Raw genomic sequence first — 20,945 nt, forward strand, 5'->3', positions numbered from 1 at the left:
GGGATTTGCGCTGGACGCGGGGTGGAGCAGCCCGGTAGCTCGTCAGGCTCATAACCTGAAGGCCGCAGGTTCAAATCCTGCCCCCGCAACCAATCTTCCAATATCCCCTCGAACAATCTCTTAAGACCTTGCCGCAAGGCTTCTTGCGCTGCCGCAAAAACTGGTCCGCGCGGCGCTCAACATTGATCGGCTACCGGCCCCAGGTATGGCTTCAATGCCACAAAGAGATTGAAATATCGTCGTCTATAATGACGGTGGCGGCTCGACTGCATAATGGCGTTGGCCCCGACGGCATAGATAGACCTCGCGTTCGGGATGATCGTCGATCCGGAAGCCGGCGCTGCGCAACATTGCTTCGGCGGCGGCCTGGTTGGGGATGAACCAGTTGGTGGGATCAGACGCATAGCGTTCCTCTATGAAGAAAAGTTTTGGATATTCCGGCTGATCGAAGATGCTCCATTCGGAAAAGTCGTAGTCTTCCTTAAGATCGGGAATTCGCTCGTCACCGCGCTGGAGGCACTGAAACAGCATCATGTCGCCGACAGCGTGTTCATAGAGGAGATCCAGCGCCAAGAGTGGATGACGCAGGTGGTAGAGCACACCCATGAAGATCACCAGGTCGAATTTTTCCCCCAGTCGTCCGACATCATAGACCGACATCTGCCTGAACTCGATTTCCATGCCAGCCTGTTCCGCCGCAAAACGCGCCTGCGCCAGATAGTGCGGATCGGGATCGATGCCGACCACGCGGGCGGCGTTGCGCCGCTTCATTTCAAGCGCATAAAAGCCTGCATTGCAGCCGACGTCGAGCACGCTGAGGCTTCCAAGATCGGAGGGAAGCACGTGCTGAAAACCTTTCCACTTGAAGGTCGGGTAATCTCCGAGGAAATGATCGGGCGCGGTCATGTGGCCCTTGATGTTCAAATTCTGAAACCATGGCCCAAGTTCCGCAATTCGCCGCTGCAGATCATCCTGCTTTATCGGGCGTGCAATATCCATATCCATTCTCCTCATTACCGATGCGGCATTCGGCTCAGGCGCCGAGCGAGGCGCGTCCGGCTTTTGAAGGCCGCAGCAAGCTGGTGCGCCGGGCGACCTGCGTGCTATCGAAACGTCCATCAGGGCGCATTGATGCGGTGAACCAATCGGCTGTCAGGTGAAGACCTTCGGCAAGGGAAACTGTTGGTTGCCAGCCGAGAAGTTCTCTTGCCCGCGAGATATCCGGCCGTCTGCGCTGAGGATCGTCTTGCGGTAGCGGCTTGTGGACGACAGCCGATGCCGAGGGCACAATCGTCATAACCATGTCGACGAGCTCGTTGATCGTGAATTCGCCGGGATTGCCGAGATTGACCGGAACGCCGGGATTGGGATCAACATCCATCAAAGCCATGAGACCGGCGACGAGATCGCTGACGAAGCAGAAGGAACGCGTCTGGTTGCCGCTTCCGTAAATCGTAAGTGGTGCGCCGGAGAGAGTCTGGACGAGAAGATTGGAAATGATCCGCCCGTCACTCGGCTGCATCCGCGGGCCATAGGTGTTGAATATGCGGGCTACGCGTGCATCCGACCGGCCGGCACGAAGCATGTCGAAGCAGAGTGCCTCGGCTGCCCGCTTGCCCTCGTCATAGCAGGCGCGCGGACCGGTACAATTAACATTTCCGCGATAGTCCTCTGTCTGTGGATGCTCCACCGGGTCGCCGTAGACCTCGCTCGTCGACGCCTGCAGGAAAGAGGCACGGTTGTGTTCGGCCAGCGAAAGCAAATTGCCCGTGCCTGCAACGCAGGTCATCATCGTATGCACCGGGTCCGCTTGATACTGCGGAGGGGAGGCTGCGCAGGCCAGGTTGTAGATCTGGTTCACGGGCTCGTCGAGACTTTTCAGATGGCAAATATCCTTCTCGATCAAACGGAATTTGGGGTGGTTCATCAGCGGCCGGACATTGTCTTCCGATCCGGTGATATAGCTGTCGACGCAGATCACCCTGTTACCACGTGCCAGCAGCGCATCGCATAAATGAGAACCGACAAAACCGGCTCCTCCGGCAACAAGCACGGTCTTCGCTCTTCCGTTTCGTGTCCTTTGCAGCATTAGGTCTCTCCTAGGCTGAAATGGGTTGGGAGGTGGATCGGGTGTCGTTTATTCCTTCCGGCAATTCTCGCAGCGCGACGACAAGCTCTCGAGCTCGCTTCTCGCCAGTGTGGCGTTGCATGACCGTTGCCTGGGCGGCGGATGCCAATGCACGCCGGTCGGTCGGGTTCATCGTGGTCAAGGGCCCGACCACGTCTTCCGATCGACGAGCGATGATGATCGACCTATTGTCGGTAAAAAGCTCATCGAGCCCGCGCCAAGCGTCGCTGATAATCGGTGTGCCACAGGCTGCCGCCTCGAATAGCCGCACGCTCGGCGACCAGCCGGCTGCGATCATGTCGCTTCGGGTAACGTTCAGCGTAAACCGCTGCCGGCTGTAGAAACTGGCATGATCGGCAGGAGGCAGATGCTCGATCCGCTCGACGTTTGACGGCCAGTCGATATCTTCGGGATATTGGGGGCCGGCAACTGCAAAGCTGAGATGCGGTAGCCGCCTGGCGGGCTCAATCAGCAGCCGCTCGACCGTCGGCTGTCTGTCGGGGCTGTAGGTGCCGAGATAGCCCAAGTCCCAGTGGAAAGCTTCGCCTGTCGCCCGGTACCGGCTTGCATCAACGGAGCAATAGAGCGCCAGCGCCTTGCGCGCGCTGTAGCCGCGTTCAAGTTTGGCCAAAACGTCTCCGCCCGAAAACGAGAAATAGGTATCGAAGATCGGGAGTTGTCGGCGCGCCAGATATTCCTCATCCTTGCGGTCGAGCTTTGCGAGCGTAACTGGTGTGTCGATGTCGTAAAAGCATAGTCGGCGCGGCCTAAGGGCTGCGACCGCGTCGATAACCGTAACACCGGACGGGACATACGATCCCACGATTACGGCGTCTGCTGCTCTCATCAGGCCTGCATGGTTTTCGATCATCTCGCCAATGTCGGCGTAGTAGATGAGCCGGCAGAAGTCGGGCTCAGCCAGGTCGCGATTCGAAGCGTACCAGGGCACGTCTCTCTCCAGGAACGACACTCTATGTCCCTCTGCGTTCAATCCGCGGATGAGCGCACGGTATGTGGTTGCGTGGCCGTTGCCCCAGGACGACGATAGCGACAGGCCGAGAATGACAATATCGAGGGATTCCGTCATTCGGCCGCCTCCATTCGCGCGGCACCGGCGCGGAAGATGGCATCGGCCGTCGCGGCCCGATGCGCGTAAGTATGCTCCTCAAGCACACGTCTCAGCGCCCGCTGTCCTATTTCCTTGGCCCGCTGGCTTGTAAGGCCGGCTAAGAGTTGGGCGACATCCTGGCCGTCGCGTGCCACCAGTATTTCGTCACCGGGCTTGAGAAAGAGATCGATGCCGTCCCAATGGTCGGTAATCAGGCAGGCACCAGCGCCGGCAGCCTCGAAGATCCGGGTTGCCGGCGAAAAGCCGTTTTCCGCCATGCTGGACCGCGAAATATTGAGCACCGCCTTCGGCGTTGCGTTGAAGGCATTATGATCGCCGGTTGGGACATGGCCGAGATGGGTGACGTTCGAAGACAGCGGTTTGTCGCTCCAGCCCGAACCGCCGAGCAGGAACCTTTGCTGCGGCAAAGAGGCCGCCGGCTCCAGAAAGAATTGCTCGACCCGTGCTTCCCGATCAGGCAGGCGGTTGCCGAGAAAAGCGAGCTCCGCAGCGAAGCGAGCCTCTTTTTCCACCGGGTGATGGGTTTCGGGATCAAGCGCGTTATAGATCGGTATGCAATCCGCCGCCCCAAGACTGCGATAGGCGTCGATTACCGGATCACCGCCGCCATAGGTGAGGACAAGATCGATCTTTGGCAGCGACCTGCGAAGCGGGTGTTCGGGGCTCTGTCGCAGCTCGGAAAGCGTTGCCGGCGCATCCACGTCCCAAAATATCTTCAAGGCGCCTTGCCTGGCATGGCGAAGGATCTCCTGCAGAAGGAGATCGTCCTCGAAACCCACACCGCTTGCTTTGACGACGATGTGGGCATCGACTGCTGCCGCCGTCGCCGCCTTCAATGCTTCGGCCGTGCCTGGGTAAACCACGACCTTGCACCATTCAGGTGGATCGATGTCGCGATTCTTTTGCCGGTCATAGACATCGGGCTCGTAGAAGGTGATGTCGTAGCCCTTTTGCGCCAATGCGCGCAGCAAACCGCGATAGTAGGTTGCGGCACCGTTCCAGTAGGCGGAAAGTAGGCTCGATCCGTAAAACGCAATCTTCATTCGGCGGCCTCCTTTGCGGGCAGCTGGCTGACGACGCGCGCTGTGCCGCATCGTTCCAGAATGGCGAATAGTTCATCCACGCGATGCCGGCAGGTATGTCGCGCCCGGATTGTTTCGAGCCCAGAGGCGATAAGGGCAGCCGAAAGGGCATCGTCAGCCAGCACATCGCGCAGCAAGCGCGTCATCTCCCGGCCGTTTCCGGCAACGAGATAGTCTCTGCCGGGCCTGAAAAGTGCTTCGGCATCGTCCCAAGGCGCACAGATCAGCGGAATGCCGCAGGCAAGAGCCTCGAAAACACGGATCGTCGGAATGCCGGGGAGGTTTTCGACGTAGGGCCGTCGTGGAATATGCATCGTGACCTTGTGGCTGGCGAATGCGAGCGGCACTTCAGCGTTGGCGATCCAGCCGCCATAGGCGATGTTCGCGTCCTGAAGAGCGTCGAGCGCCTGCTGAGGGTAGCGTACGCCGCGTACGGTTGTTTTAAGCGTAAGTTCACGAGCGGGGCCGACGAGAAATTCCGCAATCTCGGAGGAGCGCTCGTCGTCGCCCCAATTGCCGATCCAGATAAGATCACCTGTCGTGGCGACCTCCGGCATCGGGCAAAACAGCGCCTCGTCAGCAGCCTCGTGCCAGGTGAAGACCGACCTGCCCCAGCCAGCCTGCAGGTAGCGTTGCCGCAGCGTTTCGCCGAAGGCCAGCACACCATCGTAATCCTCAAGCGTCAGTCCAGCGATGTCGCCCTTTGCCGAGACTGCTCGGTGATGCGTGTCGTGGAACAACAGCGTAAAGCCGGCGCCGTTGCGCCGCGCGCGACCGATCCGCTCCACCAGCGCCGGTTCAGTCCACTCGTGAACGATTACCACATCGGCATCGGCGATCGCAGTTTCATGATCGAATTGCTCTCCGTAGATTTGCGGCCGCAGTTGCGGGAACGCGGCGTGGAATTTTTCGACGGCCTGCGGCCCTTGATCATGCAAAAGATTGCAGCGGCTCCAGGAGTCTACATGTTCTAGCGCCAGTGCCTCGTGATGACGGCGGGTCAGCTCCCGCATCACGCCTCGCAGGAAATGCGCATTGCCATGGTTCCAATCGGAAACCAGCGAATGAGTGTAAAACAGAAATCTCATGATTGCTCCGCGGTTGCCAGATTGAGCGTGTGGTCCGTCAGATGCGCGTATGTCTCGAGCACCGATGCCGCCTGCCGTTCCAGATTGAACGCGCACGCACGCGCGAGCGACCTTGTCACCAGCTCTTTGCGTAGCTCCGCGTTGTCGTTGAGGCGCGTGCAGACAGATGCCAAGGACATCGGATCATAAGGATCGAAGAACAGCGCGCATCCGTCCCATAGCTCGCGATAGGTAGGAATATCCGACAGCACCAATGCTGCCCCGCATCGCGCTGCTTCTAGAGCAGTCAAGCCGAAGGGCTCGTAAACGGACGGCGATACGACGATTCGCGCGCATTGCATCAAGGCAACGGCCTTGGCATGCGACAGAGGACCACGTTCATCGGCGTTGCTGAATCGCAGCCTCTGGCCGGTGGGGCCCACGGAGGAGCCTGCGACGACAACGGGCAGCGACATCATTGCAGCCGCCCTGTCGAGCACCGCACCATTTTTGCCTTCGTCCCACCAGCGGCCGGCTGCGAAGACGAAGGTCTTCTTTGGATGCTGTCCGGCCTCAATCCGGCTGGCGTTGTAGACCACCCTGAGGCGGGAGATCGGGCCATAAGTGGCTTGCAGTGCAATCGCGTGGCTTTCGCTCGGCGAGAGCACCGAATCTGCGCAGTCGAAGCCTTCCCGGTTCACATCACGCTGCCAGGCCCAGTCGGGCGGCACCGGCGTTCCGCGCACGGCGGCAAACCATGTGACGACACATGAATGGGAAACCACGACGACGGGCAGGGGAGTGTCGATGCCAATGGCCTGCGATGGCAGGTTGAGATGTAGCAGATCGACAGCGTTGTCTCTGGCGATCCGAGCGATTTCGTCTGGAGCGCCGGCTATTTCAGCCCTGCTCGTGACCATCCAGTCGAGAGGAGCGTCAAGCCACACTAGTTTTCCTAGCGCCCTGGCCTCGCTGACCTGTGTCTCCGAGGGTGCAGGACCAAGACCCGCAAAGACGATTTCCACTCCTTCGCGCCGAAGTCCGGCCGCGAGATCCATGGCGTAGCGCCAGACTCCTCCGACCGAATCGACGGTCATCAATATGCGGATGCCCCGACCGATCATGCCGAAACCTTTCGATCGCGGCGCAAAACAGGCCGGCCGCCGAAACGGTTCTCGATAAGCCATTCCGCCAGGTGTTGCAGACCGCTCTTCCAGCCGACATGCGCACTCCAGCCCAGCGCGCTTTCCAATCTGCGTGTGTCTGCGACGAAGAAATATTGGTCTCCTGCCCGCCAGTCGCCGAAGGAGGTCTCGATTGGACGTCCCAGCAACCTGCCGATCTCGCGCAGAACCGCGAGGACACTGACGGCGTTTGCCGGGCCACCTCCAAGGTTGAAGGCGTTGCCGTTGATCCCGTCGATGCCGTTGAGCGCCGTGCGATAGGCGGCAACCGCGTCAGCAACATGAAGAATATCGCGGACTTGCTTGCCATCGCCGTAGATCGAGACGGGCTCACCGGCCAGCGCCCGGATGAGGAAGTGCGCCACCCAGCCCTGGTCTTCGGTGCCGAACTGGCGTGGGCCGAAGATACAGCTCATGCGCAGCACGGCCGTTGGAACACCGAAGGATTTCGAATAATCCAGGACATACTGATCAGCCACGCCCTTTGAGCAGCCATAGGGGGTGCAGAAATCGAGCGGCCGGTTTTCGCCGATGCCAAATGCCCGGATGGTTTCATCCACTGGCATATAGCGATCTTCGAACTCGCGCATGGCAAGGTCATCAAGCCCGCCATAGACCTTGTTGGTGCTGGCAAAGATCACGGGCGCGCGGCGTCCCGCCTTCCGCACCGATTCCAGAACGTTGATCGTGCCCCTTGCGTTCGCCTCGAAATCGTCGACGGGATGGATGAGGCTCGTCGTGACCGCGGTCTGGGCGGCGAAATGAAACACTGCCTTGGCATCGGTAAACGCTGCCTCGATGCTTCTGGCGTCTCGCACGTCGGCAAGCACCGGATGCACCCTTGCCCCATGCCGTTCAGTCAGCCAGCCTAGGTTCTGATCGACGCCGGATCGCCCGAGATTGTCGAGAACGACCACGTCTTCACCGTCCTGAAGGTAGCTGTCGGCGAGATTGGAGCCGATGAAGCCGCAGCCTCCGGTAATGACGATCGGTGCAGCTCCCTTGGCGAGGTTCGGAGCGGCAAGCCGCGTGACCTGCTTCAGGCGGTCGACGCCGCCTTCCATGAGCAGCCGCGCAAGCAGTTTCGGCTGGTTGTCATGGGTGACGGCTCCGAGGTGATAGTGCCGAGGGTCGAACCACAGGCCTTCCTGCACCGCAACATCCGGCGGTACGTCGCGCCAGGAATACCAGTACATCCTGTCGGCCGGCACGCTCAAAGCTTTCACGAAACGCCGTGCCTGTTCCATCTCGTCGTTGCGCCAGGTCGAATAGCCGGTTTCGGTAATCCAAATCTCGGCATCGCCATTGAAGCGGTCGATAATCTTTCGCATCTCGCCAAGATGCATGTCCCAGCCGCCCCAGGTGCCTTCCTCGCTGTCCCATGTGCCGGGGAACCCGTGGAAGCCAACGGCATAGACGACGCCAAGTACCCCGCGCTCGCCCATCAGATTGAGCCAATAGGGATCGAATGGGCACGGGCCACCGAGCACCGGTTTCCAGCCGCGATGCTTGGCCCAGTAGGCGGCACCGCCAACCATCTCGCAGAAGAGCAGGAAGTCCTTATCCTCTCGCCAGTCCCAGTCGAGCAGGTTGTTGGGCTCGTTCCACAATTCGATGTGGCCGAAGTACCGGCCGTATCGGGTAAGCACATGGTCGACGAAATCAGCGTATGATTTGAGATCGGCCGGTGGACCCGAAGACCGTCCCGTCCGGGACAAGGACGGCGGCGTGTAGTGAATGCAAGGAAGGAGATCGATTTCGCGCCCGAGCTTCGGGATCAGCCAGTCGAACCAGGCCTCACCACCGGGTGCAAGATATTCGGCCCATGAAAGATGCGTGCGGAGATAGCTTGCGCCGCTTGATCTGATGTCTGCGATCGTCTGTAAGGTCCGCTCGTGTTCACCTGGGCGGAACCACTCCACGAATCCGTAGGATCTCAGGGATCTATCGGCTTTGGCGGTCAATCCGGACTGGGTCATGACACCAGTCCTCTTTCTTCCAACTGCCGTTTCATCTCTCCCCCACGGTCGACCGCCCCAGTATGTCTTACCCAGTCGGCGAAAGGGCCTAGAGAGTTTTCGAGTTTGAAGCGCGACTCGAAACCGAGCAGCTCTCGCGCCTTGGAAATATCTGCGAAGCAGTTGCGGATATCGCCCGATCGTGCCTCGTGCATGATCTCGGGCCCTATCTCCGGCACGCCCATGGCCTCGGCAAGAAGTGTAGCCACCTCAGCGATCGTGTAGGCCTGGCCGCTGCCGATGTTGATTACATGCCCTGATGCATTGGGTTTTTCGAGTGCGAGGCGGAAGGCGCGGGCCACATCGCGCACGTGCACGAAGTCTCGCCGCTGCTGACCGTCCTCGAAGATCATCGGTGGCTGGCCGTTGGCAAGCCTCGAGGCAAAGTTCGCCAGCACGCCGGTGTAGGGATTGGACAAGGCCTGACCGGCGCCGAAGACGTTGAAGAGGCGCAGTGCCACTGCATCGACTTCGTAGGCATCTCCGAAGATCAAAACCTGTTTTTCCTGCGCATATTTCGTCAGGGCGTAGATCGAGGCGAGATCGACAGGTTTCTCCTCGTCCGTAGCGACGGGTCTCAAAGTCTTGCCGTCACCGCCGAGAATATCCCATTGCCCGGCCTTGATGCGATCACTCTTGCGCCTAACCAGGTCGAGCAGCGTGCCGTCGGCGGTTTGATAACGGCCTTCACCATAGACGCTCATCGACGAAGCGACGACGATGCGTTTCGGCCGGCGGCCAATCATCGCTTCCAGAAGAACAGCAGTGCCGAGGTCGTTGCTGCTGACATAACGGGCAATTTCATACATGGATTGTCCGACGCCAACCTCTGCAGCAAGATGGATGACGCCATCGACGCCAGATAGCGCACGCTCCACCGCGTTTTTGTCCCTGATATCGCCGCGCAGGAGTTCGGCAGCCTCGGGCAACGATACTTCAGCATCGCCATGAACCTGGTCGATCAAAGCGTCGAGGACCCGCACGTCGTAGCCATTTTCGAGAAGCTCCTCTACGACATGCCTTCCGATGAAGCCGCAGCCGCCAGTCACAAGGATCATCGCCATCAGATTTCCGTCCGCTCAGGTTGAAGATGACCTGCCGAACCAAGCTCGGCGGAGATTGTTCCTGGTTCAATGACATCTTCTTTGACATGTTCTTTGACATCATCCGGAACATCTGGCGGCGTCTTCGGTTAGACGGCCAATTCTTCGGCGGAATCTTCCTCGAAGATTTGAGAGCGGTAATCAAGGCAGGGTGGCCGGGCCGGGCGCATGTCCCGCAGCAACGATGCCGTCACTGACAATGTTCCAACCGGAGGAGCAGTTCATGACTATGTTGCCGAGACCGTCCGAGGGAAGGATCCGGGCGGCGATCATTACTGGACCGGGAAAGGTGTCCGTGGAGGAGAGGCCTTTTCCTCAGCCTGGACCGGGGCAGGTGAGGATCAGGCTTGAAGGCTCGGGCGTATGCGCCTCCAATCTCGGGCCTTGGGCTGGGCCGGAATGGATGATTTTTCCAACAGAGCCTGGCGCCCTCGGTCACGAAGGCTGGGGGAAGATCGACGCCCTCGGGCCTGGGGTATCGGCCTTCGGTGTGGGAGACCGTGTCGCCGCGCTTTCGTACCATGCCTATGCCACCCACGACATCGCGGATGCCGAGATGATCGTTCCGCTGCCATCAGCACTTGATGGACAGTCCTTCCCGGGCGAGCCGCTCGGATGTGCGATGAACATCTTCCGACGCAGCTGCATCGGTCCGGGCCAAACGGTTGCTATCATCGGGATTGGATTTCTCGGCGCTCTGCTCACGCAGCTTGCCAGCGGCGTTGGCGCGCGCGTCATCGCGATCTCTCGCCGCTCGTTTTCGCTGGAGATCGCCAGGCAGATGGGTGCCGCAGAAACGCTGGCAATGGACGACCACTGGCGGATTATCGAGGCCGTGAAACAATTGACCGACGGTGCCTTGTGTCAATGCGTCATAGAGGCGGTCGGCAAGCAGTGGCCGCTCGACCTAGCCGGCGAATTAACTGCGGAGCGTGGCCGACTGGTTGTGGCTGGATACCATCAGGATGGCCCCAGGCAAGTCAACATGCAGCTCTGGAACTGGCGCGGGCTCGACGTGATCAACGCCCATGAGCGCGACCCGAAGATCTATATTTCTGGCATACGTGAGGCGGTCAAAGCGGTGGTGGCCGGCAGGCTCGACCCGTCACGCCTGTATACGCACGTCTATCCGCTCGAAGGCTTGGGCGAGGCGCTCGACGCGACCCGCGACAGACCCGATGGTTTTCTCAAAGCGATGGTGACCTATTGATGAACACCATCATCGACAAGCGCTTCAACCAGACGAGGCTCAAACCAGCCAGGCTCGGATTCCTCGGTGTCGGCTGGATCGGTCGCAACCGAATGGAAGCGATCCTTCGCTCAAATCTGGCGGAGGCTGTCGCCGTTGCCGATCCCTCCGAAGCCATGGCGAGCGAAGCGCTTCGCCTCGCGCCCGATGCGAAAATCGTCACTGATCTCGACGCGCTCTTGTCACTTGATCTTGATGGCATAGTCATTGCAACTCCGAGCGCTCTGCACGCAGAGCAGTCGATAAGAGCCCTGCAGACCGGCGTTGCGGTGTTCTGCCAGAAGCCGCTCGGCAGATCCGCGACGGAAGCGGCTGCAGTCGTGGCTGCGGCCAGATCAGCCAACAAGCTATTGGGAGTCGATTTGTCCTATCGTCATACCATAGGCATGCAGCGTATCCGCGATCTGATCAGACGTGGAGAGCTCGGCAAGATCTTCGCCGCCGATCTCGTCTTTCACAATGCCTATGGCCCAGACAAATCCTGGTTCTACGACAAATCGCTATCCGGCGGAGGATGCGTGATCGACCTCGGCGTTCATCTCATCGACATGGCGCTCTGGTGTCTCGATTTTCCTCAAGTGGCTGAGATCACCAGCACTTTGATGAAAGCGGGCGAGTTTATCGATAGACTGGAGGACGTCGAAGATTTTGCCGTCGCTACGATCACCTTGGCAAATGGTGCTGTCCTCCGGCTTACTTGCTCCTGGCGACTGCAGGCGGGGTGCGATGCTGTGATCAGCGCCGACTTCTTCGGAACAGCGGGGGGCGCATCTTTCAAAAATGTCGGCGGTTCATTCTATGACTTTGCTGCTCAGCGCTTACGCGGCACTGCCACCGAAAGTCTCACTGAGCCGCCTGATGATTGGGGAGGTCGGGCGGCGGTGGACTGGGCGGCGCGGCTTGCCGGCGGTCAGCCCTACGATCCAGCCTGCGAACGGCTTGTCGACCTCGCGAAAATTATCGAGGACATTTACGGGAGCGCGAAACTGACCAGCATAACGCCAGAGACTGGCCCGATCTGACAGAATTGTTTGATGTCATCGGTGAATCGACTGGAACCGTCAGGCCTTCTGCCGGTTTTGGCGGTCGCAATTCATCTGCGGGATCAACATGGCCTCTCGACCAGCACGGATGACGTCGAAGCGGCGGGCAGCCTCGAGCGACATGCTCGCCCGCAGTAAGATTCCTGTCTGGATCGTAAAGGCACTTCTTTCCAATGGCGTCAAGCGGGTCAGTAAACTGGCGGCGATGACCGACGACGAACTTCTGGCAATTCCGGGTATCGGCAAACGGGCCGTTGAACTCATCCGGTCGGCTCTCAGTTCCCGCGATAGCGGGGAAAAGAAGAGGGTGGGCGGTCAAAAACTACCTGTTCGCCAATGAAGTGGATCCTCGGCCGAGGTGAATAGCAACACGAAACCCTGGATCTTGCGGGGGCGCCGGAATTGCCACGATGTTAACGCTTCTTTTTCTTGGCATTCGCTTCAACAAAGCGACACGCGATGCGCTAAGCCACGTAGCTCGTTCGCGGAACAACCTGCCCTTTCCGGAGTTTGGTAGCAGCACTGCTCCCGGCATCAGAAAGTGCATCGCGGATGGTTCCGTCGGTGTTGGCTTCTCTGCAGGGAGTGCTGTTCCATTCAGCACGTGCGCCGAGGTCCGCCGGGACCGCAACTATCTGCAGGATGTTTCAATCATGACAGCAAGACCTAGAAAGAAACCGAAGATCGGCTTTGATAGCGGACCGGTGGGTGGGTGGGGTTCAGCAAAATCGGTGGGAGAAATTCTTATCCGCGAACACATTCCGGTTTCTGGTCCCGCGCTGCTGTCACATCAAAACAAGCCAGACGGATATATGTGCGTCAGCTGCGCCTGGGCCAAGCCGGCAAAGCCTCATCCGTTGGAATTCTGCGAAAACGGCGCCAAGGCGACGATATGGGAGACGACGAGCCGACGTGCGGATCGCGCGTTCTTCGCGGCGCACTCCCTGACGGAGCTGGAAGGGTGGCTCGATCACGATCTGGAGGAGCAGGGGCGTCTTACCCATCCGATGCGATGGGATGAGGCAACGGACAAATATGTTCCAGTCTCATGGCAGTCCGCATTCGAGGAGATCGGCCGCGAGCTGCGTGGCATTCCGCCGGAGAAGGCAGAGTTCTATACTTCCGGCCGCGCCTCGCTCGAAACCTCATATATGTACCAGCTTTTCGCTCGTATCTTCGGCAGCAACAATCTGCCCGACTCTTCCAATATGTGCCACGAGAGCTCGTCCGTCGCGCTGCCGGAAAGCATAGGCGCTTCCGTCGGTACGGCGGTCCTCTCCGATTTTCAGAACTGCGATTGCATTTTCTATCTGGGGCAAAATGTCGGAACATCGTCGCCGCGGCTGCTTCACGATCTTCAGGATGCTGTCGACCGCGGCGTGAAGATTGTCACTTTCAACCCGCTCCGAGAACCTGGTCTCGAACGTTTCATCAATCCTCAAGCGCCGAGCCAGATGCTGACCGGCAAGGAAACGCCGATCTCCAGCGAATATTATCAAGTGAAAAATGGCGGAGATATTGCGGCTCTCTTTGGCGTCTGCAAAGCGCTGATAGAAGCAGACGATGCCCTGCATAAGCCAGGCCTCAGCAAAGTCTCGGGTTCAGACGCAGAGCCGGACGATCCTGCCAATGCCGCGGCCGTAGCCTTCGCCGCCTCAATGCGGGCGGCAGATAGAAAACATGTCCTCGATCATGATTTCATCGCCGAACATACATCGGGGTTCGAAGAGTTCGCTGCCGCCGCGAGGAACTATGAATGGCGGGAGCTGGAGCAGGTATCAGGGCTCACGCGCGAGCAGATGACGCAGGCGGCCCACACCTATGCCTCTTCCGACGCGGTACTCATGGTCTATGGGATGGGACTGACTCAGCATGTTATGGGCGTCCAGAACGTTCAGATGGTGGTCAATCTCGCCCTGCTGCGCGGTAATGTAGGCAAGCCGGGCGCCAATATTTGCGCTGTCAGAGGCCACTCCAACGTACAGGGGCAACGAACGGTCGGCATTACGGAAAAGCCTGATCTTGCGCCATTGGACAAGCTGGCGGAGCTCTATCATTTCGATCCGCCACGCTGGAAGGGCCATGGCACTGTGGATGTGTGCAAGGCCATTCGCGAAGGGGAAAGTCGGGCCTTCATCAGCCTTGGCGGCAATTTCTTGCGTGCTGCACCTGATACAGTGGCGTTGGAAGCCGCGTGGCGAAAGCTGCGTCTGACCGTGCAGATTGCCACCAAGCTCAATCGGAGCCATGTCATTCACGGTGAGATCGCTTACTTGCTGCCGTGCCTGGGGCGATTGGAAATCGACACGCAGGCGAGTGGCCCGCAAGCGGTCTCCATCGAAAGTTCCGTGGCGCATTTCCATGGTTCACGGGGCAGGGCAGCACCTGCCAGTTCCGAATTGCTATCAGAACCCGCCATTATTGCCGGGCTGGCCAAGGCAACCTTGGCCGAAAGCAGCGTGCCCTGGGATCGCTGGGTCGCAGACTATTCCCAAATCCGCGACGCAATCGAGCGGACATATCCGGAAACCTTTAAGGGATTTAACCAGCGGCTCTTCCAGCCGGGCGGCTTCCCCCGACCGCTGCCAGCGAGGGAGCGCCGATGGGTGACGACGAACGGCAAAGCCAACTTCATCACGCCGCCACGCCTGTTTCCGCAGTTCGAAGGCGTCGAGGATGAAAGTATTCTTCACCTTGCGACCTTGCGTTCGAACGATCAGTTCAACACGACGATTTATGGATACAGCGATCGCTTTCGTGGCGTCGACGGTACTCGCCGCGTCGTTTTTTTAAATTCCGCTGACATCGCCCGCCTAGGCTTCGTCGACGGAGACCGCGTTGATCTCTCGACTGCGATCGAACCGGAGACGAAGCGCATGATCTCAGGCTTCCGGATTGTCCCCTATGACATTCCGAAAGGATGTTGCGCAGCCTACTATCCAGAAGCAAACCCGTTATTCCCGCTCAGCCATCACGACGAAAAAGCAAAAACGCCGGCATACAAGCTGTTGCCCGTGCGCCTCAGCCGGTCTGAAACAGCGCCGCTCGAGTGAATGGCGCAGGGGATCAGGCGATGCCGGAGAAGATCTGGAAGCGGAAACTTGGCTGGTGTTCGGGCATCGTTGTTCTGGTCCTTGCCATGTGTCTGGTTGCTGCGGTCGGGTGGTTGCGTGAGCCGAGGCAATACCGCGCTGATCCACCTGTTGCGGATGCGCTCGGAGGCATACGGTTAATGGCCAACGGAATCGGAGGCACGCCGCCAGAAGTATATTTTGCTCTCAACAAACCATACGAGACGAACGGCTACGATCTTAGCCAGGGAAAGCGGCTCTATGCCTGGTTCGGCTGCTCCTCCTGCCACGGTGACGGCAGAGGCGGAATTGGTCCGTCCTTCCTCGACGGGTGGTGGCTATATGGTCCCTCCATGGTCTCGATCGTCGCCTCCATCCGCGATGGGCGTCCGCATGGGATGCCCGCCTTCAAGGACAAGATGACGATCGATCAGATTTGGCAGCTCGCCGGCTACGTCAAGGCGGTCGGGTCTTATACCGCCAGTTCCGTTGCACCCGGCCGTGACGACGACCGTTACACGCGCCCAGCCGAAAACCGCGCACCGGCTGCCATTTTTTTCGAGCAGGGTCCGACAGCCTTGAAACCTGACCAAGGTCCATCACCGTGAACAACCGCTCTTTGCCCGCGCTCCTGCTCCTGCTTTCCGGATGCAGCAGTCCGCAATCGGTTCTCGACGCATACGGTCAGGCTGCCATCGCTCTGAAGGAGCTGATCGTCTTCATCGTCGCGGTCGCAATCATCATCTGGCTCGCGGTGGTGGTTTTCATGGCGTTTGCGCTTCTACGCCGCCAGCGCCAGCCAGTTCTGGATTCTCGATCAGAGCGGCGGACAATGATTGTCGTGGCAACCGTCACCGCAGCTACCGCTCTCGTCGTTGCCATCCTGACCGTAGCGAGCTTCTATACGACGCGTGCCTTGAATAGCGATGGAACCGCCGATCTCACGATAACTGTTCGTGCTCAGCAGTGGTGGTGGCAGTTCATCTATGCCGATCAGGATCAAAGGCAGATGTTTCAAACCGCTAACGAGCTTCATATTCCGGTGGGCAGAACTGTCCGCCTTCACCTTCAGGCCAGCGACGTGATTCATTCTTTCTGGGTGCCGAGCCTTGCCGGTAAGCTGGACCTTATCCCAGGCCGAGACAATATCCTGACCCTGCGGGCCGAAAAGCCGGGCGTCTATCGCGGTCAATGCGCCGAATTCTGTGGCCTCCAGCACGGCCATATGGCCTTCCTCGTCATCGCCGAAGATGATGACGCCTACCGGCATTGGTCCGACAGGCAACGGCTTGACGGAGCAGCGCCAAGCGGGGCTGATGCCATCGCCGGTCAGGCAGTTTTCCTGGCCAAACCATGCGCAGCCTGTCATACGATACGCGGAACGCTCGCGTCGGGATCGACCGGACCTGATCTCACTCATGTCGGAAGCCGACGCACGATTGCAGCCGGTTTGCTTGAGACCACCCGCGGCTCGCTTGCCGCCTGGATAGCCGATCCCCAAACGTTAAAACCCGGAAACAACATGCCGGTCGTGCCGCTGAGTGCCGACGAACTGCGGCAGCTTTCCGCCTATATGGAAAGCCTCCGATGACACAGGATCAAGCTTCCGCCGCTCCGACAGATATCGGACTCGCCGATGCCGAGGTCGAGCGCCAGCTCTCCGTCACCTGGGGCTCGCAGCCGGGTTTTTGGGGCGCCATTGCGACTGTCGACCACAAGGTCATCGCAAAACGTTATCTCGTGACGGCGTTCGTCTTTCTCATCCTCGGTGGAATGCTTGCGCTTGCCATGCGCCTGCAGCTGGCCCAGCCGGAAGCCCGGTTCATCGGCCCTGACCGGTACAACCAGATCTTCACAATGCACGGGTCGAACATGATGTTCCTCTTCGCTGTTCCGGTGATGGAGGCCATGGGCGTTTACTTCGTCCCCCTCCTGGTCGGTACCCGCAACATTGCCTTTCCGAGACTGAATGCCTTTTCTTATTGGATATTCCTCTTCGGAGGCATCCTGCTCTGGCTATCCTTTGCGCTCGACACGGCCCCCGACGTCGGATGGTTTGCCTACGTGCCGCTGTCGGGACCCGAATATGGCTCCGGCAAACGCGCCGATATCTGGGCGCAGATGATCACCTTCACTGAACTCTCGGCGCTCGCGGTAGCGGTCGAGATCGTGGTCACCGTCTTCAAGCAGCGGGCGCCGGGGATGTCGCTGGACAGAATTCCCGTGCTGGTCTGGGCGATGCTCGTCATGTCGTTTCTCGTCATCATGGCAATGCCGGCGATCATGTTCGCCAGTTCGACGCTGATCCTCGACCGCCTCGTGGGAACGCAGTTTTATAATCCGGCAGAAGGAGGCGACGCGCTGCTGTGGCAGCATTTGTTCTGGTTTTTTGGCCATCCCGAGGTCTACATCATTTTTGTTCCGGCCGTCGGGATGGTGTCGACCATATTGCCTGCTTTCGTTGGACGCCCGCTTTTCGGTTACGTGCTCATGGTGATGGCCCTGATTACCACCGGAATTCTATCGTTCGGGCTCTGGGTGCATCACATGTTCACAGTCGGATTGCCCCGGCTGGGAGAGAGCTTTTTCACCGCCTCCAGCATGGCAATTTCAATCCCAGCCGGCATTCAGATTTTCTGTTGGCTGGCAACGATGTGGGCGGGACGACCGGTCTTTCGAACGCCCTTCCTGTTCGTCATCGGGTTCATTGTCACATTCGTCATCGGTGGCCTCACCGGCGTCATGGTCGCATCGGTCCCCGTCGATACGCAGGTGCACGACACCTATTTTGTCGTCGCACATTTCCACTACGTTCTGATCGGCGGTGCTGTCTTCCCGCTGATCGGCGCCATTTATTACTGGTTTCCGAAGATGACCGGAAGAATGATGAGTGAACGGCTGGGCCGCTGGGCCTTCTGGCTGATCTTCATCGGTTTTCACCTGACGTTTTTTCCGATGCATATACTTGGCCTGGTGGGCATGCCGCGCCGCGTCTACACATACCAGCCCGAGCTGCCATGGGGTGGCTTGAATCTGTTCGTCAGTCTGAGCTCCATCGTCCTGTCGCTTGGTTTCCTGATTTTTTTCATAGACGCGCTTCGCAGTGGGCGCTCTGGCGCACTTGCCGGCCCCAATCCCTGGAATGCAACGACCCTGGAATGGACGACATCCTCGCCGCCGCCCCCTTATAACTACCGACGCATCCCCGTCGTTGACGCGCGGGAATTGCCATTGCCGGCCGATGGCCAGATCGCGGTTGCGAGCGGGCTGAGAACCGATCGCCGCGAGCTGTTGGTGACGAGTGTCGTTGAGGCGCTGCCGGAAGCGCGCGAGTCGTCGCCAGCCGATAGCGTCTGGCCTTTCTGGGCGGCCATTGCCACCGCAATCATGCTGATCTGGTCGATGTTCTCGCCCTGGGCCGTCGTCTGGGGCTCCATCCCGATCGCAATTACCCTCATCGCGTGGTTCTGGCCCAAAGGCAGCCCGGAGGATGAATCATGAAGGACCGGGTCGTGCTCGACGTTTCCCACTTACCGTTGCACGGGATGGGCTCTGCCTCCCCGACCTGGTGGGCAACGGGGGCATTCATGCTGATCGAAGGATCAGGGTTCGGTTTGGCCATTGCGGTCTATTTCTATCTGATGAGCCTGGCGCCGCAATGGCCGATCGATGCGCCGCCTCCTGACTTGCTTCCCGGTACGCTCCTGACGGGACTGCTGCTCGCCAGCGTCATCCCAAACATCATGGTGTCGCGATGGGCTGAGCAGAAGAAATTGAGGAAAGTGCAAATTGGCTTGGTGGTGATGTCACTCTTTGGTATCGCTCCGTTGGCTGTACGCGCGTTCGAATTTCCCGCGCTGCATGTGAGCTGGGACGACAATGCCTATGGTTCGATCGTCTGGACCCTGCTTGGGCTGCATACGACCCATATCCTCACCGATCTGATCGACACGCTGGTGCTGACATGCCTGATGTTTACCCGCCACGGCGACAATGCGCGTCGCTACGGCGACGTTCAGGACAATGCGCTTTACTGGAACTTTGTGGTCATCACTTGGCTTCCCCTCTATATCTGCATCTATTGGGTGCCTCGACAATGAGTGTCGCTATAGCAAGAACTTCCGGATTGACCCTATCGCCGGCTGCCTGGGCGGTGAGCAGCCAACTTGGGCAGATGCTCCCCAACGCAGATTGCGGCAGGGGAACCATATGGATGGTATTCGTGGCCTTCCTCGCGACCACTCTAGCTGTCGCCGGCGCGATAATTTCATGGCATGGCTACCAGTCAACGGCATCGCGCAGTGCGCTCTTCATCAGCAGCGTGGGAGTGCTCTCCGGATTTGGTTTTGCCTTTGCATTGTTTCTTCAGGGGGCAGCCACGCTGCTGCTGAACCCATGCCTCCGGTGATCGCGCCCATCATGCCGATCTCGTCGATCGACGTCGTAAGCAGAGGAGGCGTCCGTGCAAATCGCGTTCACTCGCCTTAACTATGCCTTGGCCGCCCTCGTTCTGGCCCTGGCCTTTATCGGTTTCGCAGCCGATCGACTCAGGGACAAAGAGAAACGCCAGACGGTGGCGACCGCCATGACGTCGGGCGATGCCTCCCGGGCACCAGCAATCTTTCGTCGCTATGGATGCGGGGGATGCCATGTCATTCCTGGCATTCCGGGCGCGGATGGGAAGGTTGGCGGGCCGTTGGCCGATCTGCGGCAACGTATCTATATCGGTGGCGTCGCCAGCAATACGCCAGAGAATCTCATACAGTGGATCGTTCTCCCGCAGCGCTTCTCCGCGAATTCCGCAATGCCCGCAACGGGGATTTCTGAAGCCGAGGCAAGGGATCTGGCTGCCTATCTCTACGCGCAGTAGATCAAGGATGGGGCGTCGGCCGGGGCGGCAGCGACTTGACGTAGCGTGCAATTGCATCTCGGTCACCCTGAGGAAGCTGTGCCGTATTGGCGACGACATCCGCCATCGATGAACCGACCCGGCCGTGGTCCGGCGTCTCGCCGGTGCTGAGCATGGTAGCGATCTGTGCTTCGGACCAGCCGCCAATGCGGCTCGGGGTGATATTGGGCACAAAGCCAGTGCCTTCGGGGTCAGGCCCTCCAGCAAAACGCGTCGAAGGTTTGATTGCGCCCAGCATGTTGCGGGTCGAGTGACATTCGGCGCAGTGACCGAGGGTCTCGACCAGATAGCCACCGCGGTCGTGCATAGCATCGCCGTTGAAGGCAGCCTCGGACTTGCCCTCATGAAAAAACAAAAGCTTCCAAAATGCCAGCGGCCGGCGCAACCTGAACAGCAACGGCAGTTCATGCGGCGGAGGTCGTCCGGTTACCGGCGGCAGCGTTCGCAGATAGGCGTAAAGATCCTTCACATCGTCGAGCGACATTCCAGTGTAGCTTGGATAGGGGAATGCGGGATAGTAATGTTCGCCACGAGGCGAGACGCCGCCGATCAACGCATTTGCAAGATCGGCGACCGACCACGATCCGATGCCATCCACGGGATCGGGCGAAATGTTTGGGGGCCTGAACATCCCGAACGGTGAGGCGAGCGCCAAGCCGCCGCCCAGTTTCAACCTGTCCGGCTGACCGGGTGTGGCGTGGCATGAAGAGCAGTCGGCGGCGAGAAAGACCAGCTTTCCTTTCACAGCGTCGCCTGCCGTCAAGGCGGCATCCTCGGGACTGAAACGAGGATGGGCTTCCGTGACGTAGAAGAAAAGAAGCGCGGCGATCAACGTGCAACCGATTCCGCCTGCAATCAGCCAAACCGCCGCTGATGACAGCAAGTTTCGAACGCGAAGACGAGCGGTGCGGAGATTGCCATCGACTGAAGACGAGCTGCTCATCATGTTCTTCCGCCTGACC

General features: G+C 59.3%; 19 protein-coding genes and 1 tRNA gene. 11 read left to right on the forward strand and 9 right to left on the reverse strand.

Features of this window, described 5'->3' with window-relative positions; translation table 11 throughout:
* Positions 1–15 precede the first annotated feature (15 nt).
* Positions 16–92 (forward strand) — tRNA-Met (locus FHX15_RS00005).
* Positions 93–243: 151 nt separating this feature from the next.
* Here the strand turns inward: FHX15_RS00005 and FHX15_RS00010 are convergent.
* Genes FHX15_RS00010 through FHX15_RS00045 form a run of 8 tightly spaced genes read right to left on the reverse strand, consistent with a single transcriptional unit; the run spans position 244 to position 9,672 of the window.
* A complete protein-coding gene (locus FHX15_RS00010; protein ID WP_184392563.1) occupies positions 244–999 on the reverse strand; it encodes a TIGR04290 family methyltransferase in 756 nt (251 codons plus the stop codon).
* A 34-nt stretch (positions 1,000–1,033) separates the two neighbouring features.
* A complete protein-coding gene (locus tag FHX15_RS00015; protein ID WP_184392565.1) occupies positions 1,034–2,089 on the reverse strand; it encodes a UDP-glucuronic acid decarboxylase family protein in 1,056 nt (351 codons plus the stop codon).
* Positions 2,090–2,099: 10 nt separating this feature from the next.
* Positions 2,100–3,215, reverse strand: a complete 1,116-nt coding sequence (locus FHX15_RS00020) for a glycosyltransferase (RefSeq protein ID WP_184392567.1) — start codon at positions 3,213–3,215, stop codon at positions 2,100–2,102.
* Positions 3,212–4,300, reverse strand: coding sequence for a glycosyltransferase (locus FHX15_RS00025; protein ID WP_184392569.1), 1,089 nt, complete (start codon positions 4,298–4,300; stop codon positions 3,212–3,214). Before FHX15_RS00025 ends, FHX15_RS00020 begins: the two co-directional genes overlap by 4 nt.
* Positions 4,297–5,427 carry a glycosyltransferase gene (locus tag FHX15_RS00030; RefSeq protein WP_184392571.1) on the reverse strand — a complete coding sequence of 377 codons (1,131 nt, stop codon included), beginning with the start codon at positions 5,425–5,427 and terminating at the stop codon, positions 4,297–4,299. Before FHX15_RS00030 ends, FHX15_RS00025 begins: the two co-directional genes overlap by 4 nt.
* Complete coding sequence (locus FHX15_RS00035; protein ID WP_184393952.1) at positions 5,424–6,503, reverse strand: glycosyltransferase family 4 protein; 1,080 nt, start codon at positions 6,501–6,503, stop codon at positions 5,424–5,426. The genes FHX15_RS00030 and FHX15_RS00035 overlap by 4 nt, the downstream gene beginning before the upstream one ends.
* A 23-nt stretch (positions 6,504–6,526) precedes the next feature.
* Complete coding sequence (locus tag FHX15_RS00040; RefSeq protein ID WP_184392573.1) at positions 6,527–8,569, reverse strand: NAD-dependent epimerase/dehydratase family protein; 2,043 nt, start codon at positions 8,567–8,569, stop codon at positions 6,527–6,529.
* Positions 8,566–9,672 carry an NAD-dependent epimerase/dehydratase family protein gene (locus FHX15_RS00045; protein ID WP_184392575.1) on the reverse strand — a complete coding sequence of 369 codons (1,107 nt, stop codon included), beginning with the start codon at positions 9,670–9,672 and terminating at the stop codon, positions 8,566–8,568. The genes FHX15_RS00040 and FHX15_RS00045 overlap by 4 nt, the downstream gene beginning before the upstream one ends.
* Positions 9,673–9,934: 262 nt before the next feature.
* Between FHX15_RS00045 and FHX15_RS00050 the strand changes: the two genes are divergently transcribed.
* From FHX15_RS00050 to FHX15_RS00095, 10 genes are all read left to right on the forward strand, one after another.
* Entirely contained in the window at positions 9,935–10,921 is a 987-nt protein-coding gene (locus FHX15_RS00050) for an MDR/zinc-dependent alcohol dehydrogenase-like family protein (protein ID WP_184392576.1), read from the forward strand.
* Entirely contained in the window at positions 10,921–11,982 is a 1,062-nt protein-coding gene (locus FHX15_RS00055) for a Gfo/Idh/MocA family protein (protein ID WP_184392578.1), read from the forward strand. The genes FHX15_RS00050 and FHX15_RS00055 overlap by 1 nt, the downstream gene beginning before the upstream one ends.
* 142 nt (positions 11,983–12,124) lie before the next feature.
* The gene (locus tag FHX15_RS00060; protein ID WP_184392580.1) at positions 12,125–12,343 is read left to right on the forward strand and encodes a helix-hairpin-helix domain-containing protein; all 219 of its coding nucleotides are present in this window, start codon (positions 12,125–12,127) and stop codon (positions 12,341–12,343) included.
* 313 nt (positions 12,344–12,656) lie between these two features.
* The gene (locus FHX15_RS00065) at positions 12,657–15,056 is read left to right on the forward strand and encodes an FdhF/YdeP family oxidoreductase (protein ID WP_184392582.1); all 2,400 of its coding nucleotides are present in this window, start codon (positions 12,657–12,659) and stop codon (positions 15,054–15,056) included.
* A gap of 20 nt (positions 15,057–15,076) precedes the next feature.
* Positions 15,077–15,682, forward strand: a complete 606-nt coding sequence (locus tag FHX15_RS00070; RefSeq protein ID WP_184392584.1) for a c-type cytochrome — start codon at positions 15,077–15,079, stop codon at positions 15,680–15,682.
* Positions 15,679–16,665 carry a cytochrome c oxidase subunit II gene (gene coxB / locus FHX15_RS00075; RefSeq protein WP_184392586.1) on the forward strand — a complete coding sequence of 329 codons (987 nt, stop codon included), beginning with the start codon at positions 15,679–15,681 and terminating at the stop codon, positions 16,663–16,665. The genes FHX15_RS00070 and coxB overlap by 4 nt, the downstream gene beginning before the upstream one ends.
* Positions 16,662–18,575 (forward strand): cytochrome c oxidase subunit I, encoded by a 1,914-nt coding sequence (gene ctaD, locus FHX15_RS00080; RefSeq protein ID WP_184392588.1) that lies wholly within the window; start codon positions 16,662–16,664, stop codon positions 18,573–18,575. The genes coxB and ctaD overlap by 4 nt, the downstream gene beginning before the upstream one ends.
* Positions 18,572–19,174, forward strand: a complete 603-nt coding sequence (locus tag FHX15_RS00085; protein ID WP_184392591.1) for a cytochrome c oxidase subunit 3 — start codon at positions 18,572–18,574, stop codon at positions 19,172–19,174. The genes ctaD and FHX15_RS00085 overlap by 4 nt, the downstream gene beginning before the upstream one ends.
* A gap of 113 nt (positions 19,175–19,287) precedes the next feature.
* Positions 19,288–19,482: a hypothetical protein gene (locus tag FHX15_RS30830; protein WP_246778838.1), complete on the forward strand. Its 195-nt coding sequence runs from the start codon at positions 19,288–19,290 to the stop codon at positions 19,480–19,482.
* A 54-nt stretch (positions 19,483–19,536) separates the two neighbouring features.
* A complete protein-coding gene (locus FHX15_RS00095) occupies positions 19,537–19,944 on the forward strand; it encodes a c-type cytochrome (RefSeq protein ID WP_184392596.1) in 408 nt (135 codons plus the stop codon).
* A 1-nt stretch (position 19,945) separates the two neighbouring features.
* On the opposite strand, the gene FHX15_RS00100 is transcribed toward FHX15_RS00095, so the two are convergent.
* Positions 19,946–20,926, reverse strand: coding sequence for a c-type cytochrome (locus FHX15_RS00100; RefSeq protein WP_184393954.1), 981 nt, complete (start codon positions 20,924–20,926; stop codon positions 19,946–19,948).
* Positions 20,927–20,945 lie beyond the last annotated feature (19 nt).

The sequence above is a fragment of the Rhizobium sp. BK650 genome (genome assembly GCF_014195325.1).
Classification (GTDB): Bacteria; Pseudomonadota; Alphaproteobacteria; order Rhizobiales; family Rhizobiaceae; genus Rhizobium.

Coding starts and splice junctions, on each gene's coding strand:
- FHX15_RS00010 (WP_184392563.1), bottom strand. CDS start 999: ATGGATATTGCACGCCCGATAAAGCAGGATGATCTGCAGCGGCGAATT.
- FHX15_RS00015 (WP_184392565.1), bottom strand. CDS start 2,089: ATGCTGCAAAGGACACGAAACGGAAGAGCGAAGACCGTGCTTGTTGCC.
- FHX15_RS00020 (WP_184392567.1), bottom strand. CDS start 3,215: ATGACGGAATCCCTCGATATTGTCATTCTCGGCCTGTCGCTATCGTCG.
- FHX15_RS00025 (WP_184392569.1), bottom strand. CDS start 4,300: ATGAAGATTGCGTTTTACGGATCGAGCCTACTTTCCGCCTACTGGAAC.
- FHX15_RS00030 (WP_184392571.1), bottom strand. CDS start 5,427: ATGAGATTTCTGTTTTACACTCATTCGCTGGTTTCCGATTGGAACCAT.
- FHX15_RS00035 (WP_184393952.1), bottom strand. CDS start 6,503: ATGACCGTCGATTCGGTCGGAGGAGTCTGGCGCTACGCCATGGATCTC.
- FHX15_RS00040 (WP_184392573.1), bottom strand. CDS start 8,569: ATGACCCAGTCCGGATTGACCGCCAAAGCCGATAGATCCCTGAGATCC.
- FHX15_RS00045 (WP_184392575.1), bottom strand. CDS start 9,672: ATGGCGATGATCCTTGTGACTGGCGGCTGCGGCTTCATCGGAAGGCAT.
- FHX15_RS00050 (WP_184392576.1), top strand. CDS start 9,935: ATGACTATGTTGCCGAGACCGTCCGAGGGAAGGATCCGGGCGGCGATC.
- FHX15_RS00055 (WP_184392578.1), top strand. CDS start 10,921: ATGAACACCATCATCGACAAGCGCTTCAACCAGACGAGGCTCAAACCA.
- FHX15_RS00060 (WP_184392580.1), top strand. CDS start 12,125: ATGCTCGCCCGCAGTAAGATTCCTGTCTGGATCGTAAAGGCACTTCTT.
- FHX15_RS00065 (WP_184392582.1), top strand. CDS start 12,657: ATGACAGCAAGACCTAGAAAGAAACCGAAGATCGGCTTTGATAGCGGA.
- FHX15_RS00070 (WP_184392584.1), top strand. CDS start 15,077: ATGCCGGAGAAGATCTGGAAGCGGAAACTTGGCTGGTGTTCGGGCATC.
- ctaD (WP_184392588.1), top strand. CDS start 16,662: ATGACACAGGATCAAGCTTCCGCCGCTCCGACAGATATCGGACTCGCC.
- FHX15_RS00085 (WP_184392591.1), top strand. CDS start 18,572: ATGAAGGACCGGGTCGTGCTCGACGTTTCCCACTTACCGTTGCACGGG.
- FHX15_RS30830 (WP_246778838.1), top strand. CDS start 19,288: ATGGTATTCGTGGCCTTCCTCGCGACCACTCTAGCTGTCGCCGGCGCG.
- FHX15_RS00100 (WP_184393954.1), bottom strand. CDS start 20,926: ATGAGCAGCTCGTCTTCAGTCGATGGCAATCTCCGCACCGCTCGTCTT.